The following is a 25,668-nucleotide window of genomic DNA, read 5'->3' on the forward strand; positions in this document are numbered from 1 at the left end:
GGAGCCTGGGCCGAGGCCGGGGCGGGCACCGTCCATGTTCGACGTGGCCCGCCGTGCCGGGGTCTCCCACCAGACGGTGTCCCGGGTGCTGAACGCGCACCCCAACGTCCGGGAGAGCACCCGGGTGCGGGTCCGGACCGCGATCGAGGAGCTCGGCTACCGGCCGAACCGTGCCGCCCGCACCCTGGTGACCGGCCGTGACCGGGTGCTCGGGATCGTCGCCCCCCGGTCCACCCTGTTCGGCCCGGTGTCGCTGCTCGCCGCGTTCGAGGAGCAGGCGGTCGGTGCCGGATTCGGGGTCAGTGTCGTCCGGGTCCGCGAGATCGACGGCGGGTCGGTGCGCGAGGCCGTCCAGCGTCACCTCGACGGGCAGGTCGCCGGGATCGTCGTGATCGCGCCGGTCGCGTCGGTGGCCGAGGCGCTCGACTCCGTCCCGGGCGACGTCCCGCTCGTGACCGTCGACGGCGACCCCGAGCAGCAGCTGCCAATGGCGACGGTCGACCAGGTCGAGGGCGGCCGGATCGCCACCGAGCACCTGCTGGCCGCGGGGCACGCGACCGTCTGGCACGTCGCAGGCCCCACCGACTGGTTCGACGCGGCGGGCCGCGCGGCCGGCTGGGCCGCGGCACTGCGTGCGGCCGGGGCCGAGGTGCCCCCGGTGATGGCCGCGGACTGGAGCGCCGACGCCGGGTACCGGGCGGGGGAGCTGATGGCCCGGATGCCCGAGGTGACCGCGGTGTTCGCCGCGAACGACGCGCTGGCCACCGGCCTGCTGCACGCCTTCCACGACCGCGGCCGGCGGGTCCCGGGCGACGTCAGCGTCGTCGGGTTCGACGACGTGCCTGTCTCGGCGCACCTGATCCCGCCGCTGACGAGTCTGCGCGCGGACTTCGAGGCCGTCGCCCGGGAGGCGCTGGACCTGCTGCTGAACCACGGCGACGGTCCGGACGCGCCGCAGGCGGTGCACCGGAGGATCGCCCCGGTGCTGGTGTCCCGCGACAGCGTCGGCCCGCCGCCCCGCTGACGGCCGCCGTCAGTCGGTGGTCTGCACCTTCGTCACGAGCAGCTCCCAGCTGCGCCACCAGCTCTCCCGGCGCGGCGCCGGACCGGTGACGATCAGCTCGTCGGCGTCGGCGCGGGCGGCGAACTCCTCCAGGTACGCGCTGACGGTCTCCGGTGTCCCGACCGCGGTGTAACGGGTCATCGACCGGATCTGCTCGCCCGAGGCGCTGTCGAGGACCGCGTCGGCCTCGGCGTCGGTCAGCGAGGCCCCCCGCCGGCCGGTGAACAGCCGCACCCGGGACCGCTGCACCTCGCGCTGGATCTGCTGCGCCTCGTCCTCGGAGTCCGCGGCGATCACGTTCACCCCGGCCAGGACGTGCGGGGCGGACAGCTGCTCCGAGGGTCGGAACTCGCGGCGGTAGAGCGCCACGGCCTTCTCCAGGGCGTCCGGCGCGAAGTGCGAGGCGAAGCCGTAGGGCAGCCCCAGCGCGGCAGCGACCTGCGCGCCGTAGAGCGAGGACCCGAGGATCGTCAGCGGGACCCCGGTGCCGCGGCCCGGGTGGGCCTCGACGCCCGGGACCAGGCTGGTCGTCCCGAGGAAGGCCTGCAGCTCCTGCACGTCCTGCGGGAAGGTCTCCGACGCGCGCGGATCCCGCCGCAGGGCCGCGACGGTCGCCTGGTCGGTGCCGGGCGCGCGGCCGAGCCCCAGCTCGATGCGGCCGGGGTGGAGCTCGGCGAGGGTGCCGAACTGCTCGGCGATCTGCAGCGGCGAGTGGTTCGGCAGCATCACCCCGCCGGAGCCGAGCGTGATGCGCTCGGTGTGCGCGGCGACGTGGGCGATGAGCACGCTCGTCGCCGCCGACGCGATCGAGCCCATGTTGTGGTGCTCGGCGTACCAGATCCGCCGGAACCCCCAGTCCTCGGCGCGCTGCGCCAGCCTGGTGCTGGCCTCCAGGCCCTGGGCGACGGTCTCACCCCGGGCGACGGTGGCCAGGTCCAGGATCGACAACGGCAGCGGTAGCGGCATGACAGCACCTCACGGATCGACACGGTGACCTCTCGGTCAACGAACCGGAGGCCCGTCCTCTTCCGTCCCGCGGGTTCCGGATCGGGAATGTTGCGACCCCGCGCGCGGCGGGAAGTCCTGCACCCTGAGCGCGACGCCGATCCGGCCCAGCGCCGCCCGGTCCTGCGCGTCGAGCCGGTCGAGCACGACGTCCCGGACCGCACGCAGGTGGGTCGGTGCCGCGGCGTGCACGACGTCGAACCCGGCGTCGGTGAGGGCGGCGAGGGTGTAGCGGCCGTCGTCGGGATCGGGGGAGCGGTGCATCCAGCCGCGGCCCTCCAACCGCTTCACCACGTTGGACAACCGCGACAGCGAGCCGTTCGTCAGGAAGGCGAGCTCGCTCATCCGCAGCCTGCGTCCCGGCGCCTCGGACAGATGGCTGAGCGTCAGGTACTCGAACAGGGTGATGCCGTGCGCCTGCTGCAGCGGGGCCTCCAGCCGGCCGGGCAGCAGCATGATCAGCGAGATCACACTGGTCCACGCCGCCTTCTCCTCGCCGTCCAGCCACGTCGGCTCGTCACCACCGACCTCCGGCGTCGCCCGCTCCGTCGTCACCCGTCGCCCCCGTCCCTGGTTCCGAGCTCGTACTTTACAGGTGAAGCCATGAGTCGTAGCTTGAATTCATGAGTGAAGTCATTGACCACGCGACCCCCACGTTCCACGTCACGCCGGGCTACGGCGTCACGGCCCGCGACCTGCTCGGCTACAGCCAGGCGGTCCGGATCGGCGACCGGGTGGAGACTTCGGGCCAGGGTGGCTGGAACGACGACCTGGTCGTCGCCGAGGACCTGGAACAGGAGATCGTGCAGGCGTTCGACAACGTCGGGCGCACGCTCGCCGAAGCGGGTGCGACCTGGGCCGACGTCGTCCACATGAACTCCTACCACAAGGTCGAGCCCGGGGCCGAGGCCATCGGCGACGAGCACAACCGGGTCATGGTCCGGGAGTTCCGCAACCGGCTCGGCGGGCGCGCGCCGGTCTGGACCCAGACCGGGGTCACCGTGCTCGGGCTCGCCACCATGCGGATCGAGATCCGGGTGACCGCCCTGGTGGGGTCGGCCGGCTGAGGCCGGCTCAGCGGGTCCGCTCGTAGTGCCGGCGCGCCTTGGCGCGGTTCCCGCAGACCGCCATCGAGCACCACCGGGCGCGGTTCGCACGGCTGCGGTCGAGCAGGAACAGTCGGCACGCGTCGTTGGCGCAGGGGCGCAGCCGCCCGGGCAGCTGCTCCTCGACGGCGGCCCAGGCGAGTACGGCCTCGACGGCGAGCCGGGCGTGCGGGGGCGTGACGGTCCGCCATGTCAGCCGGCCGTCGGTGAACTCCGGTGTCCGGTGCACGCCGTCGAGGAGCGGGGTCAGCGCGACACTCGGGTCGGTGTCCCCCCGTGCGACCCGGGTGAGTGCATCCCGCACGCGGCGCAGTGCCGCCAGCTCCTCCGGGTCGCCGTCGCCGCCGTGCGCCCGTGCCCAGCTGTGTGCCGCGGCGGGGTCGCGGAGGGCGTCGCGCTCCGTGCCGTCGACCAGGGGTCTGCTGTTGAGCAGGTCCAGTAGCAGGTCCACGTCGCCTCCTAACCACATCGACTTCTTTGACAGGTTACATGCGAGCGTGCTTCCGTGACGGTGTCTAACCACATCGAGCACGTGAAGGAGTTAGTCATGCCGCTCGTCCACCATCGGACCGCGACCGTCGACGGACACGAGGTCTTCTACCGGGAGGCCGGTCCCGCGGACGCACCCACGATCGTCCTCCTGCACGGCTACCCGACCAGCTCGTCGATGTTCCGGCACCTGATCCCGCTGCTGGCCGGCGACCACCACGTGATCGCACCGGACCACCTCGGCTTCGGGCACTCCGCCGCCCCGACGGCGGCCGAGTTCGACTACACCTTCGACGCGCTCGCGGACGTCACCGACGGGCTGCTCGAGCTGCTGGGGGTCGACCGCTACGCGCTCTACGTCCAGGACTACGGCGCACCGATCGGCTGGCGGCTCGCCCTCGCCCACCCGGAGCGGATCACCGCGATCGTCACCCAGAACGGCAACGGCTACGAGGACGGGTTCGTCGAGTCGTTCTGGACCGACGTCTGGGCCTACGGGGACGCGCCCGGCCCGGAGACCGAGCCCCCCGTCCGTGCCGCCCTCGGCCTCGACGCGATCCGGTGGCAGTACCTGCACGGGGTGCCCGACCCGGGCACGGTGGACCCGGACACCTGGCACCACGACCACGCGCTCGTCTCGCGCGAGGGCAACGACGCGGTCCAGCTCGCGCTGTTCCGCGACTACCGCACCAACCGACCGTTGTACCCGCGTCTGCACGAGTTCCTGCGGACCTCGGGGGTCCCGGTGCTCGCGGTGTGGGGGCGCAACGACGAGATCTTCGGACCGGACGGGGCACGGGCGTTCGCCCGGGACGCCGGCGACGTCGAGGTGCACCTGGTGGACGGCGGCCACTTCCTGCTCGAGAGAGCCACCTCGACGTCGTCGCCGGGCAGCTACGGCGCTTCCTGGAGCGGGTCCCGCGGTGAGGCGTGCGCCCGACGGTGGACGCGCGGGTCGGTCCCGGCCGCGCCGACGACCGCCGCTCACGCGGCCGCCAGATCGGCCTCCAGCGCCTCGGTGAGCAGCGCGACCAGCGCCTCGCGCTGCACGTCGGCCGACGAGCCGGACACGTCGTCGGCGCCGTCGAGCGCCGCCGCCGCGAGGCCGGCCTTGGCGTCGATCAGGTCCGCGATCCGGGCGTCGATCGTCTGCGCGGCGAGGATCCGCCACGCGGTCACCGGTTCGGACTGGCCGATCCGGTGGCTGCGGTCGATCGCCTGGGTCTGCTCGGCGGCGGTCCAGGACAGCTCCGCGAGCACGATGTTCGATGCGACCTGCAGGTTCAGCCCGACCCCCGCCGCGGTCAGCGAGCACACCGCCACCGCGACGCCCGGGTCGTTCACGAACGCGTCGATGTTGCGCTGGCGCACCGTCGGCGTCTGGTCGCCGCGGATCGAGGAGTACCGCACGCCCTGCTTGGCGAAGGTCTGCTCGGCGGCGTCCATGACGTCGACGTGCTTGGCGAAGAACACGACCTTGCCCGCGCTGCGCGCGATCTGCACCGCGTAGTCCGCCGCCAGCCCGGCCTTGGCCCGGCCGAGGCGGCGCATCATCGTGAACACGTTGTCCCCGGAGCCCGCCTCCGCCGCGTCCTTCTGCTCCCAGCCCGCGACGTCGCGGACCAGGCCGTGGTCGATGCCCTCGACGCCCGGGCCGGACCGGCGGGCCGCCAGCGCCGCGGTGTAGCGGGCCACCATCCGCCGGGCCAGCGCCTTCTCCGCCGCCCGGATCGACCGGCCGGTCGGGCCGTCGATCTCGACGGGCAGGTCGGCGATGCGCCGGGCCGGGATGTCCGCGGCGACGTCGATCTTGCGACGACGCACGATGCCCATGTCGACGACGCACTGGCGGGCGGCGCGCTCGAACAGCCCGTCGGCCGGGGTCATCCCGGTCGCGGTCAGCGCGTCGAGCAGCTCGGCGCGCGGCTTGGTCGCGTCGATCCAGCCGAGGAACTGCCAGATGGCGAGGAAGTCCTCGACGTCGTTGATCAGAGGGGTGCCGGTCAGCGCCATGAGCAGCGGTCGCGGGATGAAGGCCCGGATCTTCTCGGCGATCTCCAGGACATGCTTGGACCGCTGCGAGGTGCGGTTCTTGATGAAGTGCGCCTCGTCGACGACCATGCCGCGGAACCCGAAGTCGCCCAGCCAGCCGATGTGCCGGTCGAGCACCTCGTAGTTGACGACGACGATGTCGGCGAAGCCGTCGACGGAGTCGCCGTTGCCCTGGATGGCGGTCGCGGACCGGCGCGGCGCCCACAGCGCGGCCTCGCGCACCCAGTTGGTCTTCACCACGTTCGGCACGACGACCAGCAGCGGGTAGGCGTTCGCCGCCTCCGCCGCGCGCAGCGCCTGCGCGGTCTTGCCCAGGCCGGGCTCGTCGGCGAGCAGGAAGGTGCGGTGCCCGTTCTCGGCGGCGGCGACGAGCTTCGCCTGGTGCGGCATCAGCTCCCGGCCACCCGGGATCGGGCGGGTCGACGGCTCGGGCAGCTCCATGCAGGCCGGTGCACCGGCCCCGGCGCGCTCGAAGGAACGCAGCAGCGGGCCGAGCAGCTCCCAGCCGGTCAGCGGGGTCGGGCGCGGGCCGCTCGGCGGGGCGGCGGAGAAGTCGGGCGCCAGGAACGGGTTGGCCATCTGCCGGGCCACCACGGACTGCGGCACGACCTGCGGCTTCGCCGGGACCTGCGGGACGTCGACGGGCTCCGGTTCCGGCTCCGGCTCGTCGACCTCGATACCGGCCGAACGCAGCATCTCCCGCTTCAGCGCGCGCGCCGAGTCGGAGACGACGGCGTCGTCGGCGAGCAGGGCCAGCAGGCCGGCGTCGCGTACCGCGTCCATCGCCAGCGCCTTCGCGATCTCGTCGAGGCGCTGCAGGGTCTCGGCGCGCTTCGCGTCGTCGTGCCGGTCGCGGACCCGGGCCCGTTCGTCACGCAGCAGCAGCGCCACCGTCTGGAACTTGGTGCGGGTGGCCGGGGTGACCCGGCCGCTCCGCAGAGCCGTCCGCACCTCGCGTGCGGCCCCGGTCAGCACCGACATCACGTCGTTGCCGCGCGGGCGGCGACGTCGCTGGGGGGTGCCCTGGCGAGCCCCGGTCCGGGGCCTGCCTCCTCGCGCCACGTACTGCTCCTGTCGACGTCCTGCGGCGCCGGTCCGTGGCCGCGTCCCGTCGGGGGCCGCGGCCGGACGTGCTCGACGTGACGAAGGGCCTGATGGCCCCTCCGCACCACGAACCGGCCGGTGGGGGATCGCAGTCACGGAGGTCGGCGGTCCGGCTGCGGGAAGCGCCACAGGCCGTCGACGGTGTCCGGGACCCGCTCTCCGCCCCGGCCGTGGAACGCCCGGGACGGGCGGCAGATCTGATCCGGGTCCCACCCTACCCCGCGCGGGCCCGGTCGGCGCGTGACACACCGGTGGCGGTCGACACCACTGCCGACACCCCTGCCGACAGCACTGCCGTCACCGGTCCGGGCCGACCGGTCCCTCGATCCGGAACAGCCGGCGGGCGTTGCCCTCGGTGAACAGGGCGCGGTCGGTGGCGTCGAACTCGTCGAGGAACGTCTCGACCTCCACCCGCGACGGGTGCTGGAAGGGGTGGTCGGTCGAGAACAGCAGCCGGTCGGGGGTCGTCACCGCCAGCGCGTGCCGCAGGTGCGCGGGGTCGAGCATGCCCGAGCAGGTGAGCACGATGTTCTCGCGCACGTACTCGGGCACCGAGCGTTCCAGCCCCGCGACCCGGGCGACGCCGTTCGCCCGGTCGGCCCAGTAGGGCAGCAGCTCCCCCCAGTGGCCGAGCACGACGGTCAGACCGGGGTGCCGGTCGAAGGTGCCGCGGGCGATCAGGCGCAGCACCGCGACGGCGGCCTCCACGTGCCAGCCCCACCCGAACGTCGCCAGCGCCAGGTCGGTGGTGGTGCCGAACCCGGAGTACGACGCGTCGCGCACGGCGGGCGGCGGGACCTGCGGGTGCACGAACACCGGCAGCGCACGCGCCGCGGCCACGGCGAACAGGTCGTCGAGGCGCGGGTCGTCGAGCAGGAGCTCGCCGCTTCGGCCGTAGACCATCGCCCCGACCATGCCCAGGTCGGCGGCGCGTTCCAGCTCGGCCGCGACCGCCGACGGCGCCGCGGTGGGCAGGGTCGCCATCGCCCGCAGGCGTCGCGGACGGTCGGCGACGGCCGCGGCGGCGGTGTCGTTGAGCTCGCGGCACAGCGCGACCGCGTCCGCCGGGTCCAGCGGCCCGGTCGAGGGCGGGGCGACCGAGAGCACCTGCAGGTCGACGCCCTGGGCGTCCATCGCGGCGATCCGGCCCGCGCCGAGGTCGTGCAGCTGCGCGAGGTGGTCGCCGATGTCGTTCAGCGCGGTGCTCGGGTCCCGCCGGTCCGCCGGCAGGGCGGCCAGCGCCGCGTCCAGCACGGGCGAGGTCCAGTGCTCCTCGACGGCGATGATCGACATGGGTGCTCCCGCGGCTGTCGGAGGACCGGCCGCGCGATCACGGGGCCGAGGACGATGCTGCCATCGTGGGGACGGCGGGGTCTCAGCGCCCGGTGCCGCCGGGCTGGTCGACGCGCAGCAGCCGCAGTGCGGAGTCGATCTCCACGGCGAGCCGGGCCGCGTGGTCGCGTCCGCCGGAGGCCAGGCCACGGGCCTGGGCCACCCGCAGCGCGGCGAGCGCGACCGCGGCGAGGACCTGTGCGTCCCTGTCGGGCGCCCGGTCGGCGATCGCCTCGGCCAGGGCGGCCTCCTGCTCCAGCAGCACGGCCATCTGCCGGGCCTGCAACGCCGGGTCGTGGTGGGCCAGGTGGAGTGCGGCCCGGGTGTCCGGGTCCCCGTCGTCGCCGGTGAGCACGCCCAGCGCGGCCTCGCGCACCGCGTCGAGCACCGGCTCGTCGGTGGGGCGGGCGCGGAACGCCTCGACCAGGTCCGCGGCGCGGTCACGCACGACAGCGAGGACCGCGTCCTCCTTGCTGGGGAAGTGGTTGAAGAACGTCCGCACCGACACCCCGGCCTCGTGCGCGATCATCTCGACGGTGACGCCGTCGAGGCCGTGCCGTTCCGACAGCCGGACCGCGGCGGAGCGCACCCCCTCGCGGGTGGCGAGCTTGCGCCGCGCGCGCACACCGGGCGACGGCGGCCTGGTCCGGTCGGAGGTGTCCACCCCGGCATCCTGCCCTCCGGCCGGCGGGGCCTCAGTCCCAGGTCGGCCCCAGGTCAGCCCCAGGTCACCGGCAGCGCGTGCACCCCGAAGATCAGCATCTCGTTGCGCAGCGGCACCTGCTCGGCCTCGACGGCCAGGCGGAGCCCGGGGATGCGGGTGAACAGACGCTCGAAGGCGACCTGCATCTCCACCCGGGCCAGCTGGGAGCCGATGCACTGGTGCACCCCGTGCCCGAACGCGAGGTGCGGGACGCGCCGGCGGGACAGGTCGAGCTCGTCACCGGCGTCGACGGTGCGCGGGTCGCGGTTGACCTCCGGCAGGGCGACGACGACGGTCGACCCTGCCGGGACGGTCACCCCGCCGACCTCCAGGTTCTCGGTGGCGACCCGGCTCACGCCGAGCTGGATGATGCTGAGGTGGCGCAGCAGCTCCTCGACGGCGTCGTCGATCCGGTCGGGGTGCTCGCGCAGGAAGGCCAGCTGCCCGGGGTCACGCAGCAGGGCGAACGCTCCCAGGCCGAGCATGTTCGCCGTTGTCTCGTGGCCGGCCCCGAGCAGCACGAGGGCGATGTCGACGAGCTGGTTGTCGGGCAGCGGCGGGTCGGTGTCGTGCACGAGCCCGGACAGCAGGTCGTCGGCCGGGTTCTCCTTCTTGTGCGCCACCAGCCCGGCCAGGAAGGTGTACAGCTCGCCCAGGGCGCGGGCCCGGTCGGCGTCGGACGAGGTGGAGCTGAGCCCGACCGCGGTGTTCTCCTGGAACCGGGCCCGGTCGGTGTAGTCGACGCCCAGCAGCTCGCAGATCATCTGCGACGGCAGGGGGAGCGCATAGGCGGCCACCAGGTCCGCGCCGGGGCCCGTGGCGAGCATCGCGTCGATGTGCTCGTCGGCGATCGCCCGCATCCGCTCGGTCAGCGCCCGCATCCGGCGCACCGTGAACTGGCCCTGCAGGAGGCGGCGGATCCGGGTGTGCTCGGGCGGGTCCATGAAGACGAACATGCCGTCGGTCCGCTCGACGTCGGCAGGCCGGAGCGGCTCGCCCCGATCGGCCGCGGCGGCGAGCTCGGCCACCTCGTGCGGCTGCAGTGCGGTGGCGTCCTTGTAGCGGACGCGGTCCGAGCTGAACCGGGTGTCAGCCAGCACCGCGCGGGCCTCCTCGAAACCGAGGACGAGGAACGCGCGTGCCCCGTTGCGCAGCTCGACGGTCTGCACGGCGCCGCCACCGCGGCGGGCGGCCAGGCCGGGGGCGGGGTCGAACGGGCAGCCGGGAGGCCGTTCGAGCAGGTCCTGGGGCACGATGCTGCGCAACCCGACCGGCGAGCCGGTCGTGTCCGTCGTCCCTGGCGCGGCGGCGTCGGTCGACATGGGGCTCGACATGGGGCTCCCTGCGGTGGGTCGGTGCGTGGTGGGGCGCCGCCGACGCTACCAACTCGCTGCACGGTGTGCAGCGAAATCGAGTGCCCGCCTCAGCCGCGCAGGATCCGCGGGATTGCCTGCCGCACCGCCGCGAGGTCGGTGAGGACCTCGACGGCGCCGGCCGCGGTCAGCTCGTCGACACCGGCGCCGCCGGTGCGCACCGCGTAGGCCGGGTGCCCGGCGGCCGCCGCGGCGCGCACGTCCCACTCCGAGTCGCCCAGCACGAACGCGGTCGACCCGGCGACCCGGCGCACCGCGGTCCTGACCAGGTCCGGGTCGGGCTTGGTGCGGCGCGCGTCCTCCCGGGTGAGGCAGGCGTCGGCCAGCTCGCGCCCGCCGAACAGGTCGAGGTAGGCCTCGACGTGCTCCGGGTCGCCGGAGCTGGCCAGCACGACCTTCATCCCGAAGCCGTCGCGCAGGTCGGCGAGCAGCTCCGCGGCCTGCGGCAACGCGACGACCTCGCCGAGCAGCGGGTCGAACTCCTCCTTCCAGGCCGCGCGGGCGTCGTCGCCGTGGGCGTCCTCGAACTCCTGCCCCGCCACGGCGGGTACCAGCTGGTCGCCGCCCATCCCGACGGCGCGGTGCAGCCGCCACAGCGGCACCGTGACGTCGAACCGGCGCAGGGCGCGGGACCAGGCGAGGGCGTGGTGGTAGTTCGTGTCGACGAGCGTGCCGTCGACGTCGATCACCGCGGTGTCCGGGGTCGTCATCCGCGCGGGGTACCCGCGCGCCGCCGGTCCAGTCCGGGTCCGCCCGGTGATCTGCGCCCTGCGGTGCCGCCGGGTGGAGCGACCGGCCTGCCGGGCCGCGGTGCCGCACCTAGGGTCGGCCGGGTGCACGCCTGCCCCAAGCGGATGCAGTTCGGCCCGTGCGGTGGGGTCCGCCCCGACCACGGCTGCGAGCTCGGCACCGGCCCCTGCCCGTTCGCCTCGGCGCCGCTGGTCCCCTGGACCGGGCCCGCCGGTCGCCCGGTGCTGCCCTCGGCGTTCGACGGCGGCGGACCGCTCGTGCTGACCGACCTGACCAGCCCGCCCTACGACCCGGTGGCGCTGCGCCGGATCGTGGCGACCACCGCCGCGGGCTGCGACGCCGTGCTCGTCGGCCAGCACCACGACGCCCCCGACTTCCCGCCGACCATGCTGGCGGCACTCGTGCGGGAGGCCGGTGCCCGTCCGTGGGTGACACTGACCTGCCGGGACCGCAACCGGGTCGTGCTGGAGCAGGACGTCGCCGGGCTCGGCGCCGCCGGCGCGGACGCGGTGTTCTGCGTGACCGGCGACGCCCGCGGGCCCGGGGTGCGTCCCGAGGTCACCCAGGTGTTCGACCTCGACGGGACCCGGCTCGCGGCGCTGGCGGCCGCCGCCGGGATGGCCGCCGTCGTCCCGGAGGCACCGGACGCCGCACCGGTGGCGCTGCGCCCGGCGCGGCTCGCCCAGAAGCAGCGCGCCGGTGCCGGGGCCGCCGTGCTCAACCATGCGGCGTCCCCGCGGCGGGTCGCGGAGTTCACCGCCGCCGCCCGGGCGTACGGCGCGAGCCTGCCGGTCGTCGCCGGGGTGGCGGTGTTCACCGACGAGCAGGGCGCGCGCACCCTGGCGGCGTTCCCCGGGCTCGGCCTCGACGCCGCCGCGGTCGAGGCGGTGCTGGGCGCGCCGGACCCGGTGGAGGCCGGGATCGCCGCCGCGACCGCCGAGGCGCTGGAGCTGCTCGCCGTCGACGGGGTGGACGGGGTCAACCTGTCCGGGCGCGGCACCTCCGCGGGCGACGACGCCGCGGCGGAGATCAAGGCCGAGATCGGCCGGCGGATCCGGCGTGAGCTGGCGACGACGGGGTAGGCGCGCCCATGGCCGACCTCGTCCCGGAGCGGATGGCACAGGAGTTCGACACCGTCGCCGAGTGGACCCGCGCCGCGGTCGCGGAGCTGGGTCCCGACCACGCCCTGCCCGCGGCGTGCCGGGGCAGCGCGAGCCCGGCCGGGCTGGACTGGCTGGTCACGGCGTGCGGGCTGGGGCCGGGCACCCGGCTCGCCGACATCGGGGGCGGTACCGGAGGCCCCGCGGCGTGGGCCCGGCGACGCGCCGGGGCCGACCCCGTCGTGGTCGACCCGATGCCGGAGGCCTGCCGGACCGCGGCCGCCCTGTTCGGGCTGCCGACGCTGGTCGGGGCCGGGGACGCCGTCCCGCTCGCCGACGGTGCGTTCCCGGCCTGCTGGTGCCTCGGCGTGCTCTGCACGGTCGAGGACAAGGCCGCCGTGCTGGCCGAGCTGCACCGGGTGCTCCGCCCGGGCGGGTCGCTCGGGCTGCTGGTGTTCCTGGCCGACACCGAACGCCCGGCAGGGTCCCCGGAGGGCAACCGGTTCCCGTCGGCGCCGGAGCTGCGCGCCCTGCTGCACGACGCCGGGTTCGCGCTCACCGACGAGGCGGCGCTCACCGCCTTTCCCCCGTCCCCGCAGGACTGGCGGGACAGCACGGCCCGGGTGGACGCGGTCCTGGACCGCGACCACGGGCACGATCCGCGCCACGCCGCGGCCCGCGAGCAGTCCGAGCGGATCGGGCGGCTGATCGCCGACGGCACCGTCACCGGCCTGCTGCTGCACGCCGTCGCGCGCTGACCGCGGCGCCCGCCGGGCTCACGCGACAGGCATGCCCGCCCCGCCCGCGCCGACACCCGGCCGGGGCTGCGGGAGGGCCGGACCGGCGTCGCGCAGCAGGTCGGCCAGCCCGCCGCGGGCCCGGCCCCGGGTGCGGGCGCTGGTCCGGACCGTCCCGGGCGCACCCGGGACGACGCGATAGCCACCGGCCCGCAGCCGGGCGACGAGCCCGTGGTCCTCGCCGCAGGCCAGCGGCGGGAACCCGCCCACCGCGGCCCACGCGTCGGCGCGCACGCCCAGGTTGGCCCCGTACACCGGGTGCTCGGGCGGCGCCGGCTCCCCGGGCGGGCGCGGCAGCCCGGGCAGGTCGAGCACCACCCCACCGGCGCCGGCGTCGGCGACGGCCGCGGCCAGTGTCAGGTGCGCGGCCACCCAGCCGGGGGTCACGGTGCCGTCGGCGTCGGTGCCGAGCAGCCAGGTCGTGGCGGGGGTGGCGCCGTCGGCGGCGAGCAGCGTGGCCAGGGTGCGGGCGGCGAGCTCGCGGACCGCGCCGATCGTGACCGGTCCGGCGACCCCGTGCGGCCGCTGCACGGGCCGGCCGCCGGGCAGCGGGGCCACCCCGGCGGTGGGTTCGAGCACCGTCACCCGCACCCGGGCCGCGGCCGGGTGCGTCGCGGCTGCGGCCCTGGCGAGCGCGGCGGTGGCGTCGGAGCAGCGGTCGGCGACCACGCACAGCGCCCGCGCGGTGAGCCCTGGCGTGTGGTCGAGGGCGGTCAGCACGGAGCGGACGCACGCGGCGACGGTGGCCGCCTCGTCGTGGGCGGGGACGAGCACCCCGACGGCGGACGGTGCGCCACGGGTCCGTACGGGCCGGCTCACCGGCGCCGGACCACGTGCAGCAGGAACTGCTCGTCGGTGTGCTCGACCAAGGTGTCGAAGCGGTCGTCGGCCAGCACGCGTGCGTGCACGGCCGCGGCGTCGGCGGGTGCCTCGGCGGGCCACTGTCGCCAGTGCACCAGCACCAGGTCGCCGCCCGGCACCAGCGCACCCGCGATGCGGTCGAGCACGGCGTCGACCCGCGTGGCGGGCAGGTAGTAGAGGAACTCCGCGAGCACCACGAGGTCGACGCCGCCGGGGACGGCCCGGTCGTCGTCGACGTCGGCCCGGAGGATCTCGACGCCCGGGGTCTCGCGGACGGCCTCGGTGGTGGCGGCGACGGCCTCGTCGACGACGTCGGAGGCCACCAGCCGGTCGCAGCGGGCCGCCAGCGCGCGGGTCAGCTCGCCGAGCCCGCACGCCGGTTCGGCGGCGAGGGCGTAGTGCTCCCGGGGCAGGCAGGCCAGCAGGACGTCGCGCTTGCGCCGCTCGTAGAAAGAGCCGCGCACGTCCCAGGGGTCGGCGCCGTCGCGGTAGAGCCCGGCGAACAGCTCCGGCGGCGCCCCCGAGGGGGACGGCTCCCGGAAGTGGACCTCGTGGTCGCCGTCGAAGTGCGCGAGCGTCGCCGCGGACAGCACCGCCCGGGTCCCGCCGGGCGGCACCGCGGACTGCGAGGCGTGCGCGGCGATCGCGCGCCGCCGGGCGTCGCGGTCCTCGGGCGACAGGGTCAGCCGGTGGGCGCGCTCCCATGGCACGCCGGGGTCGGTCGGTGGGATCCGGGTGCGCGCCCAGATCGGGAACCCGAAGCCGTGGGCGGTCACCGGGGCGGCCCGGGGGCAGGCCCGGCCGACCGCGGCGTGGTCGGGGTGGGGGTCGCCGCGCCACGGGCTCGCCCAGGCGTCGGCGCCGGCGAGCAGCCCGGTCAGCGGCCCGACGAGCTGGTCCTCGTGCAGCGCCGAGTCGGGCAGCCCGAGCCGGTGGACCGTCGCGGGGACGCCCAGCTCGGCCAGCGCCGTGTCGAGCTCGGCGAGGCGGGTGCGGGCCAGCTCGGCCCGGTCGATCGACCCGACCTCGGGCAGGGCGGCCTCCCCGTCGCTGGCCAGGACGATCTCGACGGTGCCGCCCGCGGCGACGACGCTGCGCATGAGCCCGGCCGCGCCGAGGGTCTCGTCGTCGGGGTGGGCGCAGACCACGACCAGGCGGCCGAACGCCGACGGGTCCAGCTCGCGCCGGGCGAGGGTCACGGCCGCGTCCTCCCAGACGTGCGCGGCCTGTACGGGCTCCATCAGGTCGCCGGGGCGACCAGGGCGCGCCCGAGGGCGGCGAGGTCGCGTCCGCCGTGGTGCTGGCGGAGGTAGATCTGCAGGTCCGCGAGACGTTCGGTGAGCAGCGGCGACCCGGCCAGCACGGCCACCCCGGCGATCTCCGGGGCGGCGTCGAGGACGGTGCGGCACGCCCGCTCCACCGCGGCCCGCACGGTGGCGACCGCGTCGTGGTGGGGGCTCGTGGGGTCGGCGTCGATCCGGGCGGCGGTGACGGCGAGCAGGGCGTCGGCGGCCGCGACGGCCGCGTGCACCGCCCCCAGCGCGGCGAGCCGGTGCGGGTCCGGGTCGGTGGTGCGCAGGGGTTCCGCGACGTGGTCGACGACCGCGGCGGCGGCACCCAGCCACACCGCGGCCACCCCGGCTCCGCCGTGGGCGAAGCCGGGGCGCGCGGTGTAGGCGTCCGGGCCGCCGACGACGGCCTCGGCCGGTACGGGCACGTCGTGCAGCACGACGTCGTGGGTGTCGCTGGCGGCCATCCCGGACGCCCGCCAGGCGGTCACCCGTTCCACCTGCGGGGCGCGCAGGTCCAGGTCCACGAGTCGGGTGCCGTCCTGCGCCCCGGCGACGACCAGGGCCCGGTCGAGCAGGTGGGTGCCCGAGCAGAACCGCACGGTGCCCGTGAGGCGCAGCCCGTCGCGGCCGCCGTCGAGCCGGGCCCCGCCGCCGGACCGCGGCGCCCAGACCCCGTAACTGGCGCCCGGGGCGGGGGAGCGGTGGAGGTCGGCGAGGATCGCGACGGCGTCGGCGTGCCCCTCGGCGAGCCGCGCGACCGGCAGGTCCCGTCGTGCGATGCGGGCCAGCCGGGCCCACCGGGTCGCGGTCGCCCCGGCGCCGGGCAGCGGGAGGTCCAGCTCACCGGCGGCCACGACGGCCGTGAGCGTCGCCCCGGGTGCGGCCGGGAACGGCTCGGTGGGGCCGGTCGGCGCGGGCACCGGGTCCAGGACGCCGGTGCCGGTGACGGCGGGTCGGTGATCGATGGTCACGGATGACCGTATGTCCGTCTCCCGCGGGTCCAAACCCGACCGGAGGGTGGTCGGGCTCAGCCGTACAGCCGCCGGTGGGCGAACCGGACCGCACCCCGGTAGAGCGCACCGGTCGCCCCCGCCGCGGCCAGCGCGGCCCGCGCCGCGTTGGCGCCGGGCCCGCCGTGCACCGCCCCGCCGGGGTGCGCCGACGCCCCGGCCAGGAACAGGCCCGGCACCGGGGTGTCGGCGCGGCCCAGACCCGGCACCGGACGGAACACCAGCTGCTGGTGCACCGCGGAGGTGCCCGCGGTGATCGCCCCGTCGACGAGGTTGCCGTCGCGGCGCTGCAGGTCCGCGGGCCCGGCGACGGCGCGGGCCCGGACCAGTGACCCGAACCCGGGGGCGTGGTCCTCCACCACCTGCTGCATCCGGTCGGCCCAGCGCAGCACCTCGTCGCGGCCCCAGCCGAGCCCGCGCGGCACGTGGGTGTAGGCCCACGCCGACTCGGTGCCGGGCGGGGAGCGGGTCGGGTCGGCCGTGGTCATCTGCCCGAACAGCAGGAACGGGTCACCGGGCAGCCGTCCCGCGGTGAGGTCGGCGGCGTAGCGGCGCAGGCCGTCGAGGTCGGCGCCCAGGTGCACGGTGCCCGCCGACCGGGCGCCCGGCGCGGTCCAGGGGACCGGCCCGTCGAGCGCCCAGTCGAGCTTCACCGTCGAGTGGTCCCACTGGAACCGGTCGAGGTCGGCGACGAAGCGGGCCGGCAGGTGCTCCTCGCCGACGAGGTCGCGGTAGAGGCGGGGCGCGTCGACGTCGGCGAGCACCGCCCGGCGGGCGAGGACGCGCTGCCCGGCCGCGTCCACGACACCGCCGGCCCGCCCGGACGGTCCGACCAGCACGGTCCGGACCGGTCGTCCGCAGTCGAGCCGACCGCCCCGTGCCGTGAGCCGGGCGACGAGCGCACCGGTCAGGGCACCGGCACCGCCCTCCGGGACGGGGAAGCCGACACGCTGCCCGAGCATCGCCAGCAGCCAGCCGTAGGCGGCGCCCGCCGCGGAGTCCGGCCCGAGGTCGGTGTGCAGGGCGTTGCCCGCGAGCAGCAGCGGGGCGGCCCGGCCCCCGAAGTGCTCCTGGGCCATCCGGGCGACCGGCTGTACCAGCATCCGGGCCAGCCGCAGGGCGTCGCCGGTGCCGAGCGTGCGCAGCAGCCGGGTCGCCGGGCGGACCGGTGGGAACGGGCGCAGCGCGGCCGCGAGGACGTCGTCGCCGATCCGGTCCCACTGCGCGACGAGTGCGCGCCACGCGGCGCCGTCGCCGGGGTGGTCGTCGTCGAGCGCGTCGGCGGTGTCGTCGAGGCGGCGGTGCAGCACCGCGCACCGGCCGTCGGGGGTGGGGTGGGCGAGCACGGCGGGGGCGTGGCGCCACACCAGCCCGTGCGCGCCGAGGTCGAGCTCGCGCAGCACCGGGGACGCGGCGCCGAGGGGGTGGAAGGCGCTGGCGAGGTCGCTGACGAAGCCGGGCGCGGTGATCTCGGCCGAGCGCACGGCGCCGCCCGGCGCCTGGGCGGCCTCGCAGACCAGGACGTCCCAGCCGGCGTCGGCGAGCAGGTTCGCCGCGACGAGACCGTTGTGCCCGGCCCCGACGACGACGGCGTCGACCCGTTCTGCCACCCGTTCTGCCACGCGGTCCCCCTCCCGTGCCACGGCCCGCGGGCCCGCGTGCATCCGCGGTACCCGGGCTCACGGACGTCATGCCGGTCACGACGGGCAGCCCGCCGGTGCGCGGGTGGCCGCGCCGGCACGTCGACCGACCGGTGCCACGGACCCGGCCGAGTATGCCGACCCGGCCCGGCACCACTCCCACGGCCACGCGGCGGGCCGCGGTGGGACGGACCGCCGGATGCTGGTTGCCGGCCGGACGCCCGTGCCGGTTTCGCCGGGGTGCGCCCGGGTAGCCGGGCGCCCACACCACCGGCGACCCCGAGGAGACCCCATGCGTGCCCTGACCTGGCACGGCCGCCGCGACGTCCGGGTAGACACCGTTCCCGACCCGGTCATCGAGCAGCCCGACGACGTGGTCGTCCAGATCACCAGCTCCGGCCTGTGCGGCTCCGACCTGCACCTTTACGAGGTGCTCACCCCGTTCCTGACCCCCGGCGACATCCTCGGCCACGAGCCGATGGGTGTCGTGGCGGAGGTGGGATCGGCCGTCACCGAGCTCTCGGTCGGTGACCGCGTCGTGATCCCGTTCAACGTCAGCTGCGGGCACTGCTGGATGTGCGAGCGCGGCCTGCAGTCGCAGTGCGAGACCACCCAGAACCGTGAGCAGGGGACCGGCGCCTCCCTCTTCGGCTACACCCAGCTCTACGGGCAGGTGCCCGGCGGACAGGCCGAGTACCTGCGGGTGCCGTTCGGCAACTCGCTGCCCATCCGGGTCCCCGAGGGTCCGCCGGACGACCGGTTCCTGTTCCTGTCCGACGTGCTGCCGACCGCCTACCAGGCCGTGCAGTACGCCGCGACGCCCGCCGACGGGACGCTGGTGGTGCTGGGGCTCGGGCCGATCGGCGACATGTGCACCCGGATCGCCGCGCACCTGGGGGTCCGGCGGGTGGTCGGCGTGGACGTCGTGCCGGAGCGCCTGGCCCGGGTCGAGGCGCGCGGGGTGACCGCGCTGGACCTGGGCCACGGCGACGACGAGGTGCTCGGCGCGATCCGGTCGATGACCCGGGGCCGTGGCGCCGACGCCGTCATCGACGCGGTCGGCATGGAGGCGCACGGGTCCCCGGTCGCGGCCGCGGCCGCGGCCCAGAAGCTCGTGGCCGCGATGCCCTTCGGGCTGGGCCGCACGGTCATGGAGACGGCCGGTAGTGACCGGACCGCGGCGCTGGAGCTGGCGATCGGCGCGGTGCGCCGGGGCGGCACGATCTCACTGTCGGGCGTCTACGGCGGCAGCGCCACCCCGCTGCCGCTGCTCACCCTGTTCGACAAGCAGGTGCAGATGCGGATGGGCCAGGCCAACGTGTGGCGCTGGGTCCCGGACCTCCTGCCGCTGCTCGGCGACGACGACCCGCTCGGCGTCGACCACTTCGCCACCCACCGGGTCCCGCTGGAGGAGGCGGCCCAGGCCTACTCGATGTTCCAGGACAAGAGCGACGGCGCGGTGAAGGTGCTGTTCACCCCCTGAGCTCGTCATGATCCTCGTCGTCCGGTGTCGAGCCCGTGCTCCAGCGGCAGCCCCCGGTCGGCGACGACGTCCTTCATCACCAGCGTCGAGGACAGCCGCTGCACGCCGGGCAGCGTGGTGAGGCGCTCGTCGTAGAGCCGCTGGAACGCGGGCAGGTCCCGGGTGATGATCCGCAGCAGGTAGTCCGGGTCGCCGAACAGCCGCTGCGCCGCGACGACCTGCTCGATGTCGTCGACGGCCGACTCGAACGCCTGCACCGTGTCCTGCACTGCCTCGTGCATGGTCACGAACACCAGCGCGTCGAACCCCAGGCCGAGCCGGTGCGCGTCGAGGTGGGCGCGGTAGCCCGCGATCGCCCCGGAGGACTCCAGAGCACGCAGCCTGCGGTGGCACGGCGACACCGACAGCCGCACCCGCTCGGCCAGCTCGGTGACGGTCAGGCGGCCGTCGGCCTGCAGCTCGGCAAGAATCTTCCGGTCGATCGTGTCCACGGAGAAGAATCTTGCACCATGCCGGGTGCTCGGTGGGAACAACGGGAACACCTGTCGGCGCCTCGTGCCTAGCGTCGTGGCATGCCGATCGGAAGTGTGCTGGGGTTCTCCGGCCTGTCGTTGCTGCTGGTCCTGACGCCCGGCGCGGACTGGGCGTACATGATCCGCGCGGGGCTGCGCGGACGGACCGTGCTGCCGTCGCTGGCGGGGCTGCTCGGCGGGCACCTGGCGCTCACCGGCCTGGTCGCTGCCGGGATCGCCGCGGTCGTCGCGCGCCGGCCGGAGGTCCTCACCGTGCTCACCGCCGTCGGCGCGGTCTACCTGCTGGTGCTCGGTGCGACGACACTGCTCCGCCCGGCCGGTCCCGCCGTGGCGGCCGTCGACGGCGGGGGGTCCGGGCTCGGCGACCTGGTCCGTGGCGCCGGGGTCAGCGGGCTCAACCCGAAGGCGCTGCTGCTGTTCCTGGCGCTGCTGCCGCAGTTCACCGACCCGGCCGCGCCGGTCCCCGTCGGCGGTCAGATCCTCCTGCTCGGCCTCGTGCACGTCCTCGGCTGCGCGCTCGTCTACACCGGCGTGGGTGTCGGCGCCCGCGCCGTCCTGGCCGCCCGGCCCGCCGCGGCGCGCGTGGTGTCCCGGGTCGCGGGTGCCGCGATGGTGACCCTCGGCGCCGTGCTGCTGGCATCCCAGCTCGCAACGGTGTAATTATGTAAGCATCGATGCGGGAGGTGCGCGATGACAGGACGAGGACGCGGGCGGGGCGGCTGGCAGCAGGCCGACCTCCCCCCGGCCGACGACGCCGCGGCGTGGTTCTCCGGACGGCTGCCCGACGGGTGGTTCACCGGGGCGCCGGAGGTGACGGTCGACCGGGACGAGATCGTCGTGGTGGGGGAGCTGCCCCCGCTCGACGCCGACCACCCCGACACCGACGAGGGGCGCGCCGACGCCGCGGCCGCCGAGGCCGGGCGGATCTCGCGGTTCCGGGAGGAGACCCGGGACCGGCGGATCGAGATCGCCCGCCAGGCCGAGAGCCGCTACCGGCGCAAGGTCGCCTGGGGCGCGCGGATCGGCGGGACCCGCGAGCTGTTCACGACGATCTCGGTGCCGGTGATGACCCGGCTGCGCCAGCCCGAGCGGGCGGTGCTCGACACCCTCGTCGACGCCGGGGTGGCCCGGTCCCGGTCGGACGCGCTGGCCTGGTCGGTGCGCCTGGTCGGCCGGCACGCCGACGAGTGGCTGACCGAGCTGCGCGAGGCGATGGGACGGGTGGAGGAGCTGCGCTCGCAGGGCCCGGAGTGAGACCGCGCTGAGACGGACGGCGGCAACCGCTCGACCGGACGTCGCGCCGGCCGGGGCCGTCCGTCGCAGCCGCGCCGCCGTCCGTCCCATATCCGGACCGGTGGCGTGTGAACGCGGTGTCGCCGGGAAAGATCCTGGTCATGTCGATCCTCGCGTACGCACACCGGGCCCTGGCCCGCCGTGCGCGGCCGGGCCGGGCGTCGGACCTGTGCTACTCGTGCATGCGGCCGGTGCAGTTCTGCGCCTGCCCGCCCCGCACCGCCTGCTAGTTCCCGACCGGTCTCATCCGACCCGCAGCACGTCGCGCCGCGGGTCGAACTCCACTGCGCCCGCCGCGTGCAGCTCGCTCAGCCAGCCCGCCATCGGCCACCAGCCCCACCGGGCGTGGAACAGCCGGGCGTTGCCGACGATCTCGGCGATCCGGGCCGGGTCGGTACGGGCCGGCGGATGATGCTGGTGGTAGGCGTGCGCCCCGCCCACCCACACCAGGTCCAGCCCGCAGGACAGCGCGAAGTCGGTGTCCTCGCCGCCGTAGCCGGCGTAGTCCTCGCAGAACCCGCCGCCGGCCCGCCACGCGTCGGCGGTGACGGCGAACGACAGCGACCAGAACAGCTCGCGACGCGGTTCGGCCACCAGGGTTCCGTCGGCCGGGGCCGGGCGCGCCGGGTGCGGATCGGTGTGCCGGTGCAGGTCCCGCTCCGGCAGCACCTCCGCCGGCAGGTAGGTGACCGGCCCGCACAGCAGCGCGTCCGGGCGCCGTGCCGCGGCGCGGCGGTAGCCGTCGACCAGGTCGTCGCCGGGCAGGCAGTCGACGTCGAGGAACACCAGGAGCGTCGCGCCGTCGGCGAGCGCGGCGACCGCCCCGGCGTTGCGTGCCGCGGCGAGCGGCAACGGGCCCGGTGCGGGGACGGTCAGGACCCGGGTCGGGGGGCCCGCACCGTCGGTCACGGGGTCCTCGCCCATCCCGACGACGACGTGGCTCACCGGCGGGCCCGCGGCGAGCACACGTCGCTGGCGGGTGAGGTGGTCGGCGCGGCCGCGCACCACGGTGACCACGGCGACCCGCGTCGCGGGCGCCCTCACGCGGCGATCCGTTCGAGGACCGCGGCCGCGCGCTGCGCGGCCCGGCCGTCGGACCAGCGCGACCAGCCCGCCCCGCCGCGGGACAGCGCCTCGTCGAGCACCCCCGGCCAGTCGGCCGGGGCGGGCCAGCGGTCGCGGACCGTGGCGAGGCCCGCCGCCCGCAGCACCGCACCGGTCGCGGTCTGCTCGCCGTACGGGCGCTCGGCCGGGACGACGACGGCGGCCCGGCGCGCGGCGGCGATCTCGGCGACGACGTTCTGGCCGGCGTGGCCGACGACGACGTCGGCGTCGGCCAGCTCCGCCCACACCTCGCCCGTCCAGCCGGCGCAGGTGAGGTTCGGCGGGGCGCCGGCCAGCGCGCCGGTGAGGCCGCCGGCGACCCGCCAGGTCCAGTCCGGGGTCGCGGCGGCCGCGGCGGCGAGCGCGGCCGGGTCGGCGCCGCCGTCGCCGCTGCCGGTCAGGACCAGCACCCGACGCCGGCCCGGGCTCGGGCCGGCGGTGCGGTCGTCGTAGCGGGACAGGCCGCCCAGGTGCACCGTCCGGCCGGTCAGCTCCGGGCGCCACGGCCGCGGCGGGTCCGCGGGCCACGGCGCGAGGAGCACCTCGGCCAGGTCGTAGGCGGTGCGGTGCGGCCGGTCGAGCCGCTCCCCGGGCTGCGCGACGACGGCGACCGGAACCCCGTGCAGCCGCGCCAGCAGGGCGATCTCCACGGACACGTCGGCCACGAGCAGCCGGGCCGGTCCCGCGGCGAGCAGCGCCGAGACCGCGGCGGTGCGAGCACACAGACCGTCGTGCCGGCGGGGCACCCAGTGCAGCGTCCCGCCCGCGGTCACATCGGCGGTATCGGTATCGGTGACGGCATCGGTACTGGCGCAGGTGTCGCTGCCGCCGGTGTCCGGGGGCAGCTCGTGCCAGGCGCCGGGCCAGCCGGGCGGGGCGGGCCTGCTCCCCACCCCGACGACCGGGGTGCGGCAGTGCGCGGCGATCGCGGCGGCGCGGTGGGCGTGCCCGCTGCCGTGGTGGTGCACGTAGTAGACGATCGTGCCGCCGGTCATGCGGCGGCCAGGGCACGGTAGATGCGCTCGTAGCCCTCGACCATCACCTCGGCCGAGCAGGTCGCCTCGGCGTGCCGGCGGGCGTCGGTGCGCGACAACAGCGACGCCGCGCGGATCGCCTCGGCCAGACCCTCGACGTCGCCGGGCTCGGCCAGCACCCCGCTGAGCGGGTCGACGATCTCGGGCAGTGCGCCCCTGGCGAACCCGGCGATCGGGGTCCCGCAGGCCAGCGCCTCGGCGACGACCAGACCGTAGGGCTCGTCCCAGCACGGCGACACGACGGCGACGGTCGCGTCCCCGACCAGGCGGGCCAGCGCGCGGTGGTCGAGATGGCCGACGTAGTCGACGCCGTCGCCGAGCAGCGGGGCGACGCAGGAATCGAAGAACGCCCGGTCCGGGCACGGCCCGGCCAGCCGCAGCCCGGTCCCGGCCAGCCGCGCCGCGTGGATCGCCTCCACCGGGCCCTTCTCCGGCACGACCCGGCCCGACCACACCGGGACCCCGCCGCCCGGCCCGTACTCCCAGGCCGCGATGTCGACGCCGTTGCGGACGACCGTCGCGCGGGCTCCGGTCGGCGCCCACGAACGGGCGGTGTGCGCACTGACCGCGGCGAACCGCAGACGGCGTGGGTCGCCGAGCCGCACGGCGGACTCCATCCACGGGGTCGGCGGCGTGTGCAGCGTGGTCAGGACGGGCGCGTCGAGGGTGTCGGCCAGCGCGAGCGGCAGGTAGTGCAGGGAGTTGTTGTGCACCACGTCGAAGCGTCCGCGCTCGCGGGAGAGCGCCAGCAGCAGCTCCAGGTAGGAGTCAGGGCCCCGGCAAAGTCGTGATGGGTGGGTCCTGAGCTGCGGTGATGTGGGGGGTGGGGGTGGGTGCGGACACAGGCTTGGCGTGATCATGAGGGTGTCGAATCCTTGCTCACGTCAGGAAGCCTGTGTCCGCAGTGTCAGTGTCTCCGATCGTTGCTGCTCTGGAAGGCCTGGAGGTCGGTCCTGACGCGGGGAGAGCCGCGCCGGTCGGTGAGGCGGCGGGGTTGTCGCTGGTGGAGGCCCTGTCGCGAGTGCCGGACCCGCGGAAACCACGCGGTGTCCGCCACGGTGTCCTCGCGGTGTTGCTACTGGGGGCGTGCGCGGTGTTGGCGGGGGCCCGGTCGTTCACCGCGATCGCCGAGTACGCCCATGACGTCGGCCGCGCCGTGCTGGACGTGCTCGGGGTGGGCGCGGTCGCTCCGCACGAGTCGACCATCCGCCGGGTCCTGCAACGGGTCGACGCCTCGGCGCTGGAGGCGGCGTTGCAGTCCTGGGTGTTGCCCCAGCTCAGCGCCCAGCCGGCGGCGGAGGGCACACCCCGGCGAGAACAGCGTCGCGTGCTGGCCTTGGACGGCAAGACCCTGCGCGGCGCCCGCGTCCGTGCCGCCGACGGCAGGGTCTGGCTCCCGCATCTGGTGTCGGTGCTCGACCAGACCAGCGGTGGCGTGCTCGGCCAGGTTCAGGTCGCAGAGAAGGGCAGCGAGATCACCGCGTTCACCGCGCTGCTCGACCCCCTCGACCTCGACGATGTACTGGTCACCGCGGACGCTCTGCACACCCAGCGAGCCCACGCCGACTACCTACACCGCCGCGGCGGGCACTACCTGATGACGATCAAAGCGAACCAGCCCACGCTGCTGGCACGGGTACGGGCGCTGCCCTGGACCCAGATCGGCGTCGCTGATCGTCAACGCGGGCGTGGGCACGGCCGCGTCGAGACCCGCACGATCAGCGTGGTCAGCCTGCACCCCTGTCCCGACCTGGGCGCAGAGTTCTTCCCCCACGCATCCCAGGCGATCAAGCTGGTGCGCCGGCGTCGCCCACTGCGGCCTGGCGGGAAGTGGAGAACCGAGACCGCCTACGCGATCACCAGCCTGACCAGCACCGACGCCGATCCAGGACTGCTCGCCCGCTGGATCCGTGGGCACTGGTCGATCGAGAATCGCCTGCACTGGGTCCGTGATGTCTGCTTCGACGAAGACCGCGCCACCGCCCACACCGGTCACGCCCCGCAGGTCATGTCGGCGTTGCGGAACCTCGCGATCACCGCGCTACGCCTGCACGGCGTCAGCAACATCGCCGCAGCACTCCGCCACCACGCCCGCGACCCCCATCGACCACTGACCACCTACAAGATCATCTAGCGACTTTGCCGGGGCCCTGAGGTAGGAGTGGTGCTCGGCGAGGAACCACTCCGCCGGCATGCCGACGTCGCTGCGCGCGGCAGGCGAGATCGGCGGCAGCACCGCCATCTCCCGGACCCGCAGCCCCGGGTCGGAACCGGGCGCGCCGAACACGGTCACGTCGTGACCACGGCGTCGCAGCCGGGACGCGAGCCCGGCGGTGTGGGCCTCCAGCCCACCCGGGAACGGTTCACGGATCGGGTAGCGGGCCGAGGCGATGAGCGCGATCCGGGAGGTCACCGGCGGAAGGCGGACGGGGTCATGGGTCGACACGCTCCGAGGCTCGAAGGACGGAACCGTGCGAGCTGGCGGCTGAACCCGGACGTTCCACCGATCATGCGGCTCCCCGGAGCCCCCCACAACTCGACCAT

25 protein-coding genes and 2 pseudogenes are annotated in these 25,668 nt (G+C 75.6%); 9 read left to right on the top strand and 18 right to left on the bottom strand.

Annotated features, from left to right (window positions below):
- Nucleotides 1-34 precede the first annotated feature (34 nt).
- Nucleotides 35-1,024, top strand: a complete 990-nt coding sequence (locus KPL59_RS25720) for a LacI family DNA-binding transcriptional regulator (RefSeq protein WP_226351006.1) — start codon at nucleotides 35-37, stop codon at nucleotides 1,022-1,024.
- A 9-nt stretch (nucleotides 1,025-1,033) separates the two neighbouring features.
- Here KPL59_RS25720 and KPL59_RS25725 read toward each other — a convergent pair whose 3' ends face one another.
- Nucleotides 1,034-2,029, bottom strand: a complete 996-nt coding sequence (locus KPL59_RS25725) for an LLM class flavin-dependent oxidoreductase (protein WP_226362299.1) — start codon at nucleotides 2,027-2,029, stop codon at nucleotides 1,034-1,036.
- Nucleotides 2,030-2,065: 36 nt separating this feature from the next.
- Nucleotides 2,066-2,623, bottom strand: coding sequence for a MarR family winged helix-turn-helix transcriptional regulator (locus KPL59_RS25730; protein ID WP_226362300.1), 558 nt, complete (start codon nucleotides 2,621-2,623; stop codon nucleotides 2,066-2,068).
- Nucleotides 2,624-2,691: 68 nt separating this feature from the next.
- Here KPL59_RS25730 and KPL59_RS25735 point away from each other — a divergent pair, with 68 nt between their 5' ends.
- Nucleotides 2,692-3,135, top strand: coding sequence for a Rid family hydrolase (locus KPL59_RS25735; protein WP_226351008.1), 444 nt, complete (start codon nucleotides 2,692-2,694; stop codon nucleotides 3,133-3,135).
- 7 nt (nucleotides 3,136-3,142) lie between these two features.
- Here the strand turns inward: KPL59_RS25735 and KPL59_RS25740 are convergent, their stop codons facing one another.
- Nucleotides 3,143-3,625, bottom strand: coding sequence for a CGNR zinc finger domain-containing protein (locus KPL59_RS25740; protein WP_226362301.1), 483 nt, complete (start codon nucleotides 3,623-3,625; stop codon nucleotides 3,143-3,145).
- A gap of 96 nt (nucleotides 3,626-3,721) precedes the next feature.
- On the opposite strand from KPL59_RS25740, the pseudogene KPL59_RS25745 reads away from it, so the two are divergent.
- Nucleotides 3,722-4,590: pseudogene (locus KPL59_RS25745) on the top strand (alpha/beta fold hydrolase).
- A 57-nt stretch (nucleotides 4,591-4,647) separates the two neighbouring features.
- Here KPL59_RS25745 and KPL59_RS25750 read toward each other — a convergent pair.
- The 5 genes from KPL59_RS25750 to KPL59_RS25770 form a co-directional block, all read right to left on the bottom strand.
- Entirely contained in the window at nucleotides 4,648-6,777 is a 2,130-nt protein-coding gene (locus KPL59_RS25750; RefSeq protein ID WP_226351009.1) for a DEAD/DEAH box helicase, read from the bottom strand.
- Nucleotides 6,778-7,116: 339 nt separating this feature from the next.
- Nucleotides 7,117-8,112 (bottom strand): amidohydrolase family protein, encoded by a 996-nt coding sequence (locus KPL59_RS25755; protein WP_226362302.1) that lies wholly within the window; start codon nucleotides 8,110-8,112, stop codon nucleotides 7,117-7,119.
- A gap of 82 nt (nucleotides 8,113-8,194) precedes the next feature.
- Nucleotides 8,195-8,815, bottom strand: coding sequence for a TetR/AcrR family transcriptional regulator (locus KPL59_RS25760; protein WP_020624550.1), 621 nt, complete (start codon nucleotides 8,813-8,815; stop codon nucleotides 8,195-8,197).
- A 53-nt stretch (nucleotides 8,816-8,868) separates the two neighbouring features.
- Nucleotides 8,869-10,188 carry a cytochrome P450 gene (locus tag KPL59_RS25765; protein ID WP_226362303.1) on the bottom strand — a complete coding sequence of 440 codons (1,320 nt, stop codon included), beginning with the start codon at nucleotides 10,186-10,188 and terminating at the stop codon, nucleotides 8,869-8,871.
- Between the two features lie 89 nt (nucleotides 10,189-10,277).
- Nucleotides 10,278-10,937, bottom strand: coding sequence for an HAD family hydrolase (locus tag KPL59_RS25770; protein WP_226351012.1), 660 nt, complete (start codon nucleotides 10,935-10,937; stop codon nucleotides 10,278-10,280).
- A gap of 123 nt (nucleotides 10,938-11,060) precedes the next feature.
- On the opposite strand from KPL59_RS25770, the gene KPL59_RS25775 reads away from it, so the two are divergent.
- The gene (locus KPL59_RS25775) at nucleotides 11,061-12,059 is read left to right on the top strand and encodes a methylenetetrahydrofolate reductase (RefSeq protein ID WP_226362304.1); all 999 of its coding nucleotides are present in this window, start codon (nucleotides 11,061-11,063) and stop codon (nucleotides 12,057-12,059) included.
- Between the two features lie 8 nt (nucleotides 12,060-12,067).
- Nucleotides 12,068-12,835: a class I SAM-dependent methyltransferase gene (locus KPL59_RS25780; protein ID WP_226362305.1), complete on the top strand. Its 768-nt coding sequence runs from the start codon at nucleotides 12,068-12,070 to the stop codon at nucleotides 12,833-12,835.
- Between the two features lie 18 nt (nucleotides 12,836-12,853).
- Here the strand turns inward: KPL59_RS25780 and KPL59_RS25785 are convergent, their stop codons facing one another.
- Genes KPL59_RS25785 through KPL59_RS25800 form a run of 4 tightly spaced genes read right to left on the bottom strand, consistent with a single transcriptional unit; the run spans nucleotide 12,854 to nucleotide 17,701 of the window.
- Entirely contained in the window at nucleotides 12,854-13,693 is an 840-nt protein-coding gene (locus tag KPL59_RS25785) for a glycosyltransferase family 2 protein (protein ID WP_226362306.1), read from the bottom strand.
- The gene (locus KPL59_RS25790) at nucleotides 13,690-14,976 is read right to left on the bottom strand and encodes a bifunctional PIG-L family deacetylase/class I SAM-dependent methyltransferase (protein WP_226351016.1); all 1,287 of its coding nucleotides are present in this window, start codon (nucleotides 14,974-14,976) and stop codon (nucleotides 13,690-13,692) included. Before KPL59_RS25790 ends, KPL59_RS25785 begins: the two co-directional genes overlap by 4 nt.
- Nucleotides 14,976-15,998 (bottom strand): acyl-CoA dehydrogenase family protein, encoded by a 1,023-nt coding sequence (locus KPL59_RS25795; protein ID WP_226362307.1) that lies wholly within the window; start codon nucleotides 15,996-15,998, stop codon nucleotides 14,976-14,978. Before KPL59_RS25795 ends, KPL59_RS25790 begins: the two co-directional genes overlap by 1 nt.
- 56 nt (nucleotides 15,999-16,054) lie before the next feature.
- Nucleotides 16,055-17,701, bottom strand: a complete 1,647-nt coding sequence (locus KPL59_RS25800) for a phytoene desaturase family protein (protein ID WP_374111668.1) — start codon at nucleotides 17,699-17,701, stop codon at nucleotides 16,055-16,057.
- A 268-nt stretch (nucleotides 17,702-17,969) separates the two neighbouring features.
- Here KPL59_RS25800 and KPL59_RS25805 point away from each other — a divergent pair, with 268 nt between their 5' ends.
- Nucleotides 17,970-19,160: an alcohol dehydrogenase catalytic domain-containing protein gene (locus KPL59_RS25805; protein ID WP_226362308.1), complete on the top strand. Its 1,191-nt coding sequence runs from the start codon at nucleotides 17,970-17,972 to the stop codon at nucleotides 19,158-19,160.
- A gap of 5 nt (nucleotides 19,161-19,165) precedes the next feature.
- On the opposite strand, the gene KPL59_RS25810 is transcribed toward KPL59_RS25805, so the two are convergent.
- A complete protein-coding gene (locus KPL59_RS25810) occupies nucleotides 19,166-19,651 on the bottom strand; it encodes an Lrp/AsnC family transcriptional regulator (protein ID WP_075306615.1) in 486 nt (161 codons plus the stop codon).
- Between the two features lie 81 nt (nucleotides 19,652-19,732).
- Here KPL59_RS25810 and KPL59_RS25815 point away from each other — a divergent pair, with 81 nt between their 5' ends.
- Nucleotides 19,733-20,353 (top strand): LysE family translocator, encoded by a 621-nt coding sequence (locus KPL59_RS25815; protein ID WP_043276884.1) that lies wholly within the window; start codon nucleotides 19,733-19,735, stop codon nucleotides 20,351-20,353.
- A gap of 30 nt (nucleotides 20,354-20,383) precedes the next feature.
- Nucleotides 20,384-20,947 carry a hypothetical protein gene (locus tag KPL59_RS25820; protein WP_226351021.1) on the top strand — a complete coding sequence of 188 codons (564 nt, stop codon included), beginning with the start codon at nucleotides 20,384-20,386 and terminating at the stop codon, nucleotides 20,945-20,947.
- 282 nt (nucleotides 20,948-21,229) lie between these two features.
- On the opposite strand, the gene KPL59_RS25825 is transcribed toward KPL59_RS25820, so the two are convergent.
- The 4 genes and pseudogenes from KPL59_RS25825 to KPL59_RS37150 form a co-directional block, all read right to left on the bottom strand.
- Nucleotides 21,230-22,030, bottom strand: a complete 801-nt coding sequence (locus KPL59_RS25825) for a glycosyltransferase family 2 protein (RefSeq protein ID WP_226351022.1) — start codon at nucleotides 22,028-22,030, stop codon at nucleotides 21,230-21,232.
- Nucleotides 22,027-23,085, bottom strand: a complete 1,059-nt coding sequence (locus KPL59_RS25830; RefSeq protein WP_226362309.1) for a glycosyltransferase — start codon at nucleotides 23,083-23,085, stop codon at nucleotides 22,027-22,029. Before KPL59_RS25830 ends, KPL59_RS25825 begins: the two co-directional genes overlap by 4 nt.
- Nucleotides 23,082-23,579, bottom strand: a complete 498-nt coding sequence (locus KPL59_RS37145) for a glycosyltransferase (protein WP_308187981.1) — start codon at nucleotides 23,577-23,579, stop codon at nucleotides 23,082-23,084. The genes KPL59_RS25830 and KPL59_RS37145 overlap by 4 nt, the downstream gene beginning before the upstream one ends.
- Nucleotides 23,580-23,624: 45 nt before the next feature.
- Nucleotides 23,625-23,993, bottom strand: a pseudogene (locus tag KPL59_RS37150) (glycosyltransferase); the annotation flags it as partial.
- A gap of 41 nt (nucleotides 23,994-24,034) precedes the next feature.
- Here KPL59_RS37150 and KPL59_RS25840 point away from each other — a divergent pair.
- The gene (locus KPL59_RS25840) at nucleotides 24,035-25,258 is read left to right on the top strand and encodes an ISAs1 family transposase (RefSeq protein WP_226351754.1); all 1,224 of its coding nucleotides are present in this window, start codon (nucleotides 24,035-24,037) and stop codon (nucleotides 25,256-25,258) included.
- Here KPL59_RS25840 and KPL59_RS25845 read toward each other — a convergent pair.
- A complete protein-coding gene (locus tag KPL59_RS25845; RefSeq protein ID WP_226362311.1) occupies nucleotides 25,166-25,570 on the bottom strand; it encodes a glycosyltransferase in 405 nt (134 codons plus the stop codon). The genes KPL59_RS25840 and KPL59_RS25845 overlap by 93 nt on opposite strands.
- Nucleotides 25,571-25,668 lie beyond the last annotated feature (98 nt).

Source organism: Pseudonocardia sp. ICBG1142 (genome assembly GCF_020496255.1).
Classification (GTDB): domain Bacteria; phylum Actinomycetota; class Actinomycetes; order Mycobacteriales; family Pseudonocardiaceae; genus Pseudonocardia.

Coding starts and splice junctions, on each gene's coding strand:
- KPL59_RS25720 (WP_226351006.1), top strand. CDS start 35: ATGTTCGACGTGGCCCGCCGTGCCGGGGTCTCCCACCAGACGGTGTCC.
- KPL59_RS25790 (WP_226351016.1), bottom strand. CDS start 14,976: ATGGAGCCCGTACAGGCCGCGCACGTCTGGGAGGACGCGGCCGTGACC.
- KPL59_RS25830 (WP_226362309.1), bottom strand. CDS start 23,085: ATGACCGGCGGCACGATCGTCTACTACGTGCACCACCACGGCAGCGGG.
- KPL59_RS25770 (WP_226351012.1), bottom strand. CDS start 10,937: ATGACGACCCCGGACACCGCGGTGATCGACGTCGACGGCACGCTCGTC.
- KPL59_RS25805 (WP_226362308.1), top strand. CDS start 17,970: ATGCGTGCCCTGACCTGGCACGGCCGCCGCGACGTCCGGGTAGACACC.
- KPL59_RS25755 (WP_226362302.1), bottom strand. CDS start 8,112: ATGTCGATCATCGCCGTCGAGGAGCACTGGACCTCGCCCGTGCTGGAC.
- KPL59_RS25815 (WP_043276884.1), top strand. CDS start 19,733: ATGCCGATCGGAAGTGTGCTGGGGTTCTCCGGCCTGTCGTTGCTGCTG.
- KPL59_RS25800 (WP_374111668.1), bottom strand. CDS start 17,701: ATGCACGCGGGCCCGCGGGCCGTGGCACGGGAGGGGGACCGCGTGGCA.
- KPL59_RS25765 (WP_226362303.1), bottom strand. CDS start 10,188: ATGTCGAGCCCCATGTCGACCGACGCCGCCGCGCCAGGGACGACGGAC.
- KPL59_RS25820 (WP_226351021.1), top strand. CDS start 20,384: ATGACAGGACGAGGACGCGGGCGGGGCGGCTGGCAGCAGGCCGACCTC.
- KPL59_RS25725 (WP_226362299.1), bottom strand. CDS start 2,029: ATGCCGCTACCGCTGCCGTTGTCGATCCTGGACCTGGCCACCGTCGCC.
- KPL59_RS25735 (WP_226351008.1), top strand. CDS start 2,692: ATGAGTGAAGTCATTGACCACGCGACCCCCACGTTCCACGTCACGCCG.
- KPL59_RS25780 (WP_226362305.1), top strand. CDS start 12,068: ATGGCCGACCTCGTCCCGGAGCGGATGGCACAGGAGTTCGACACCGTC.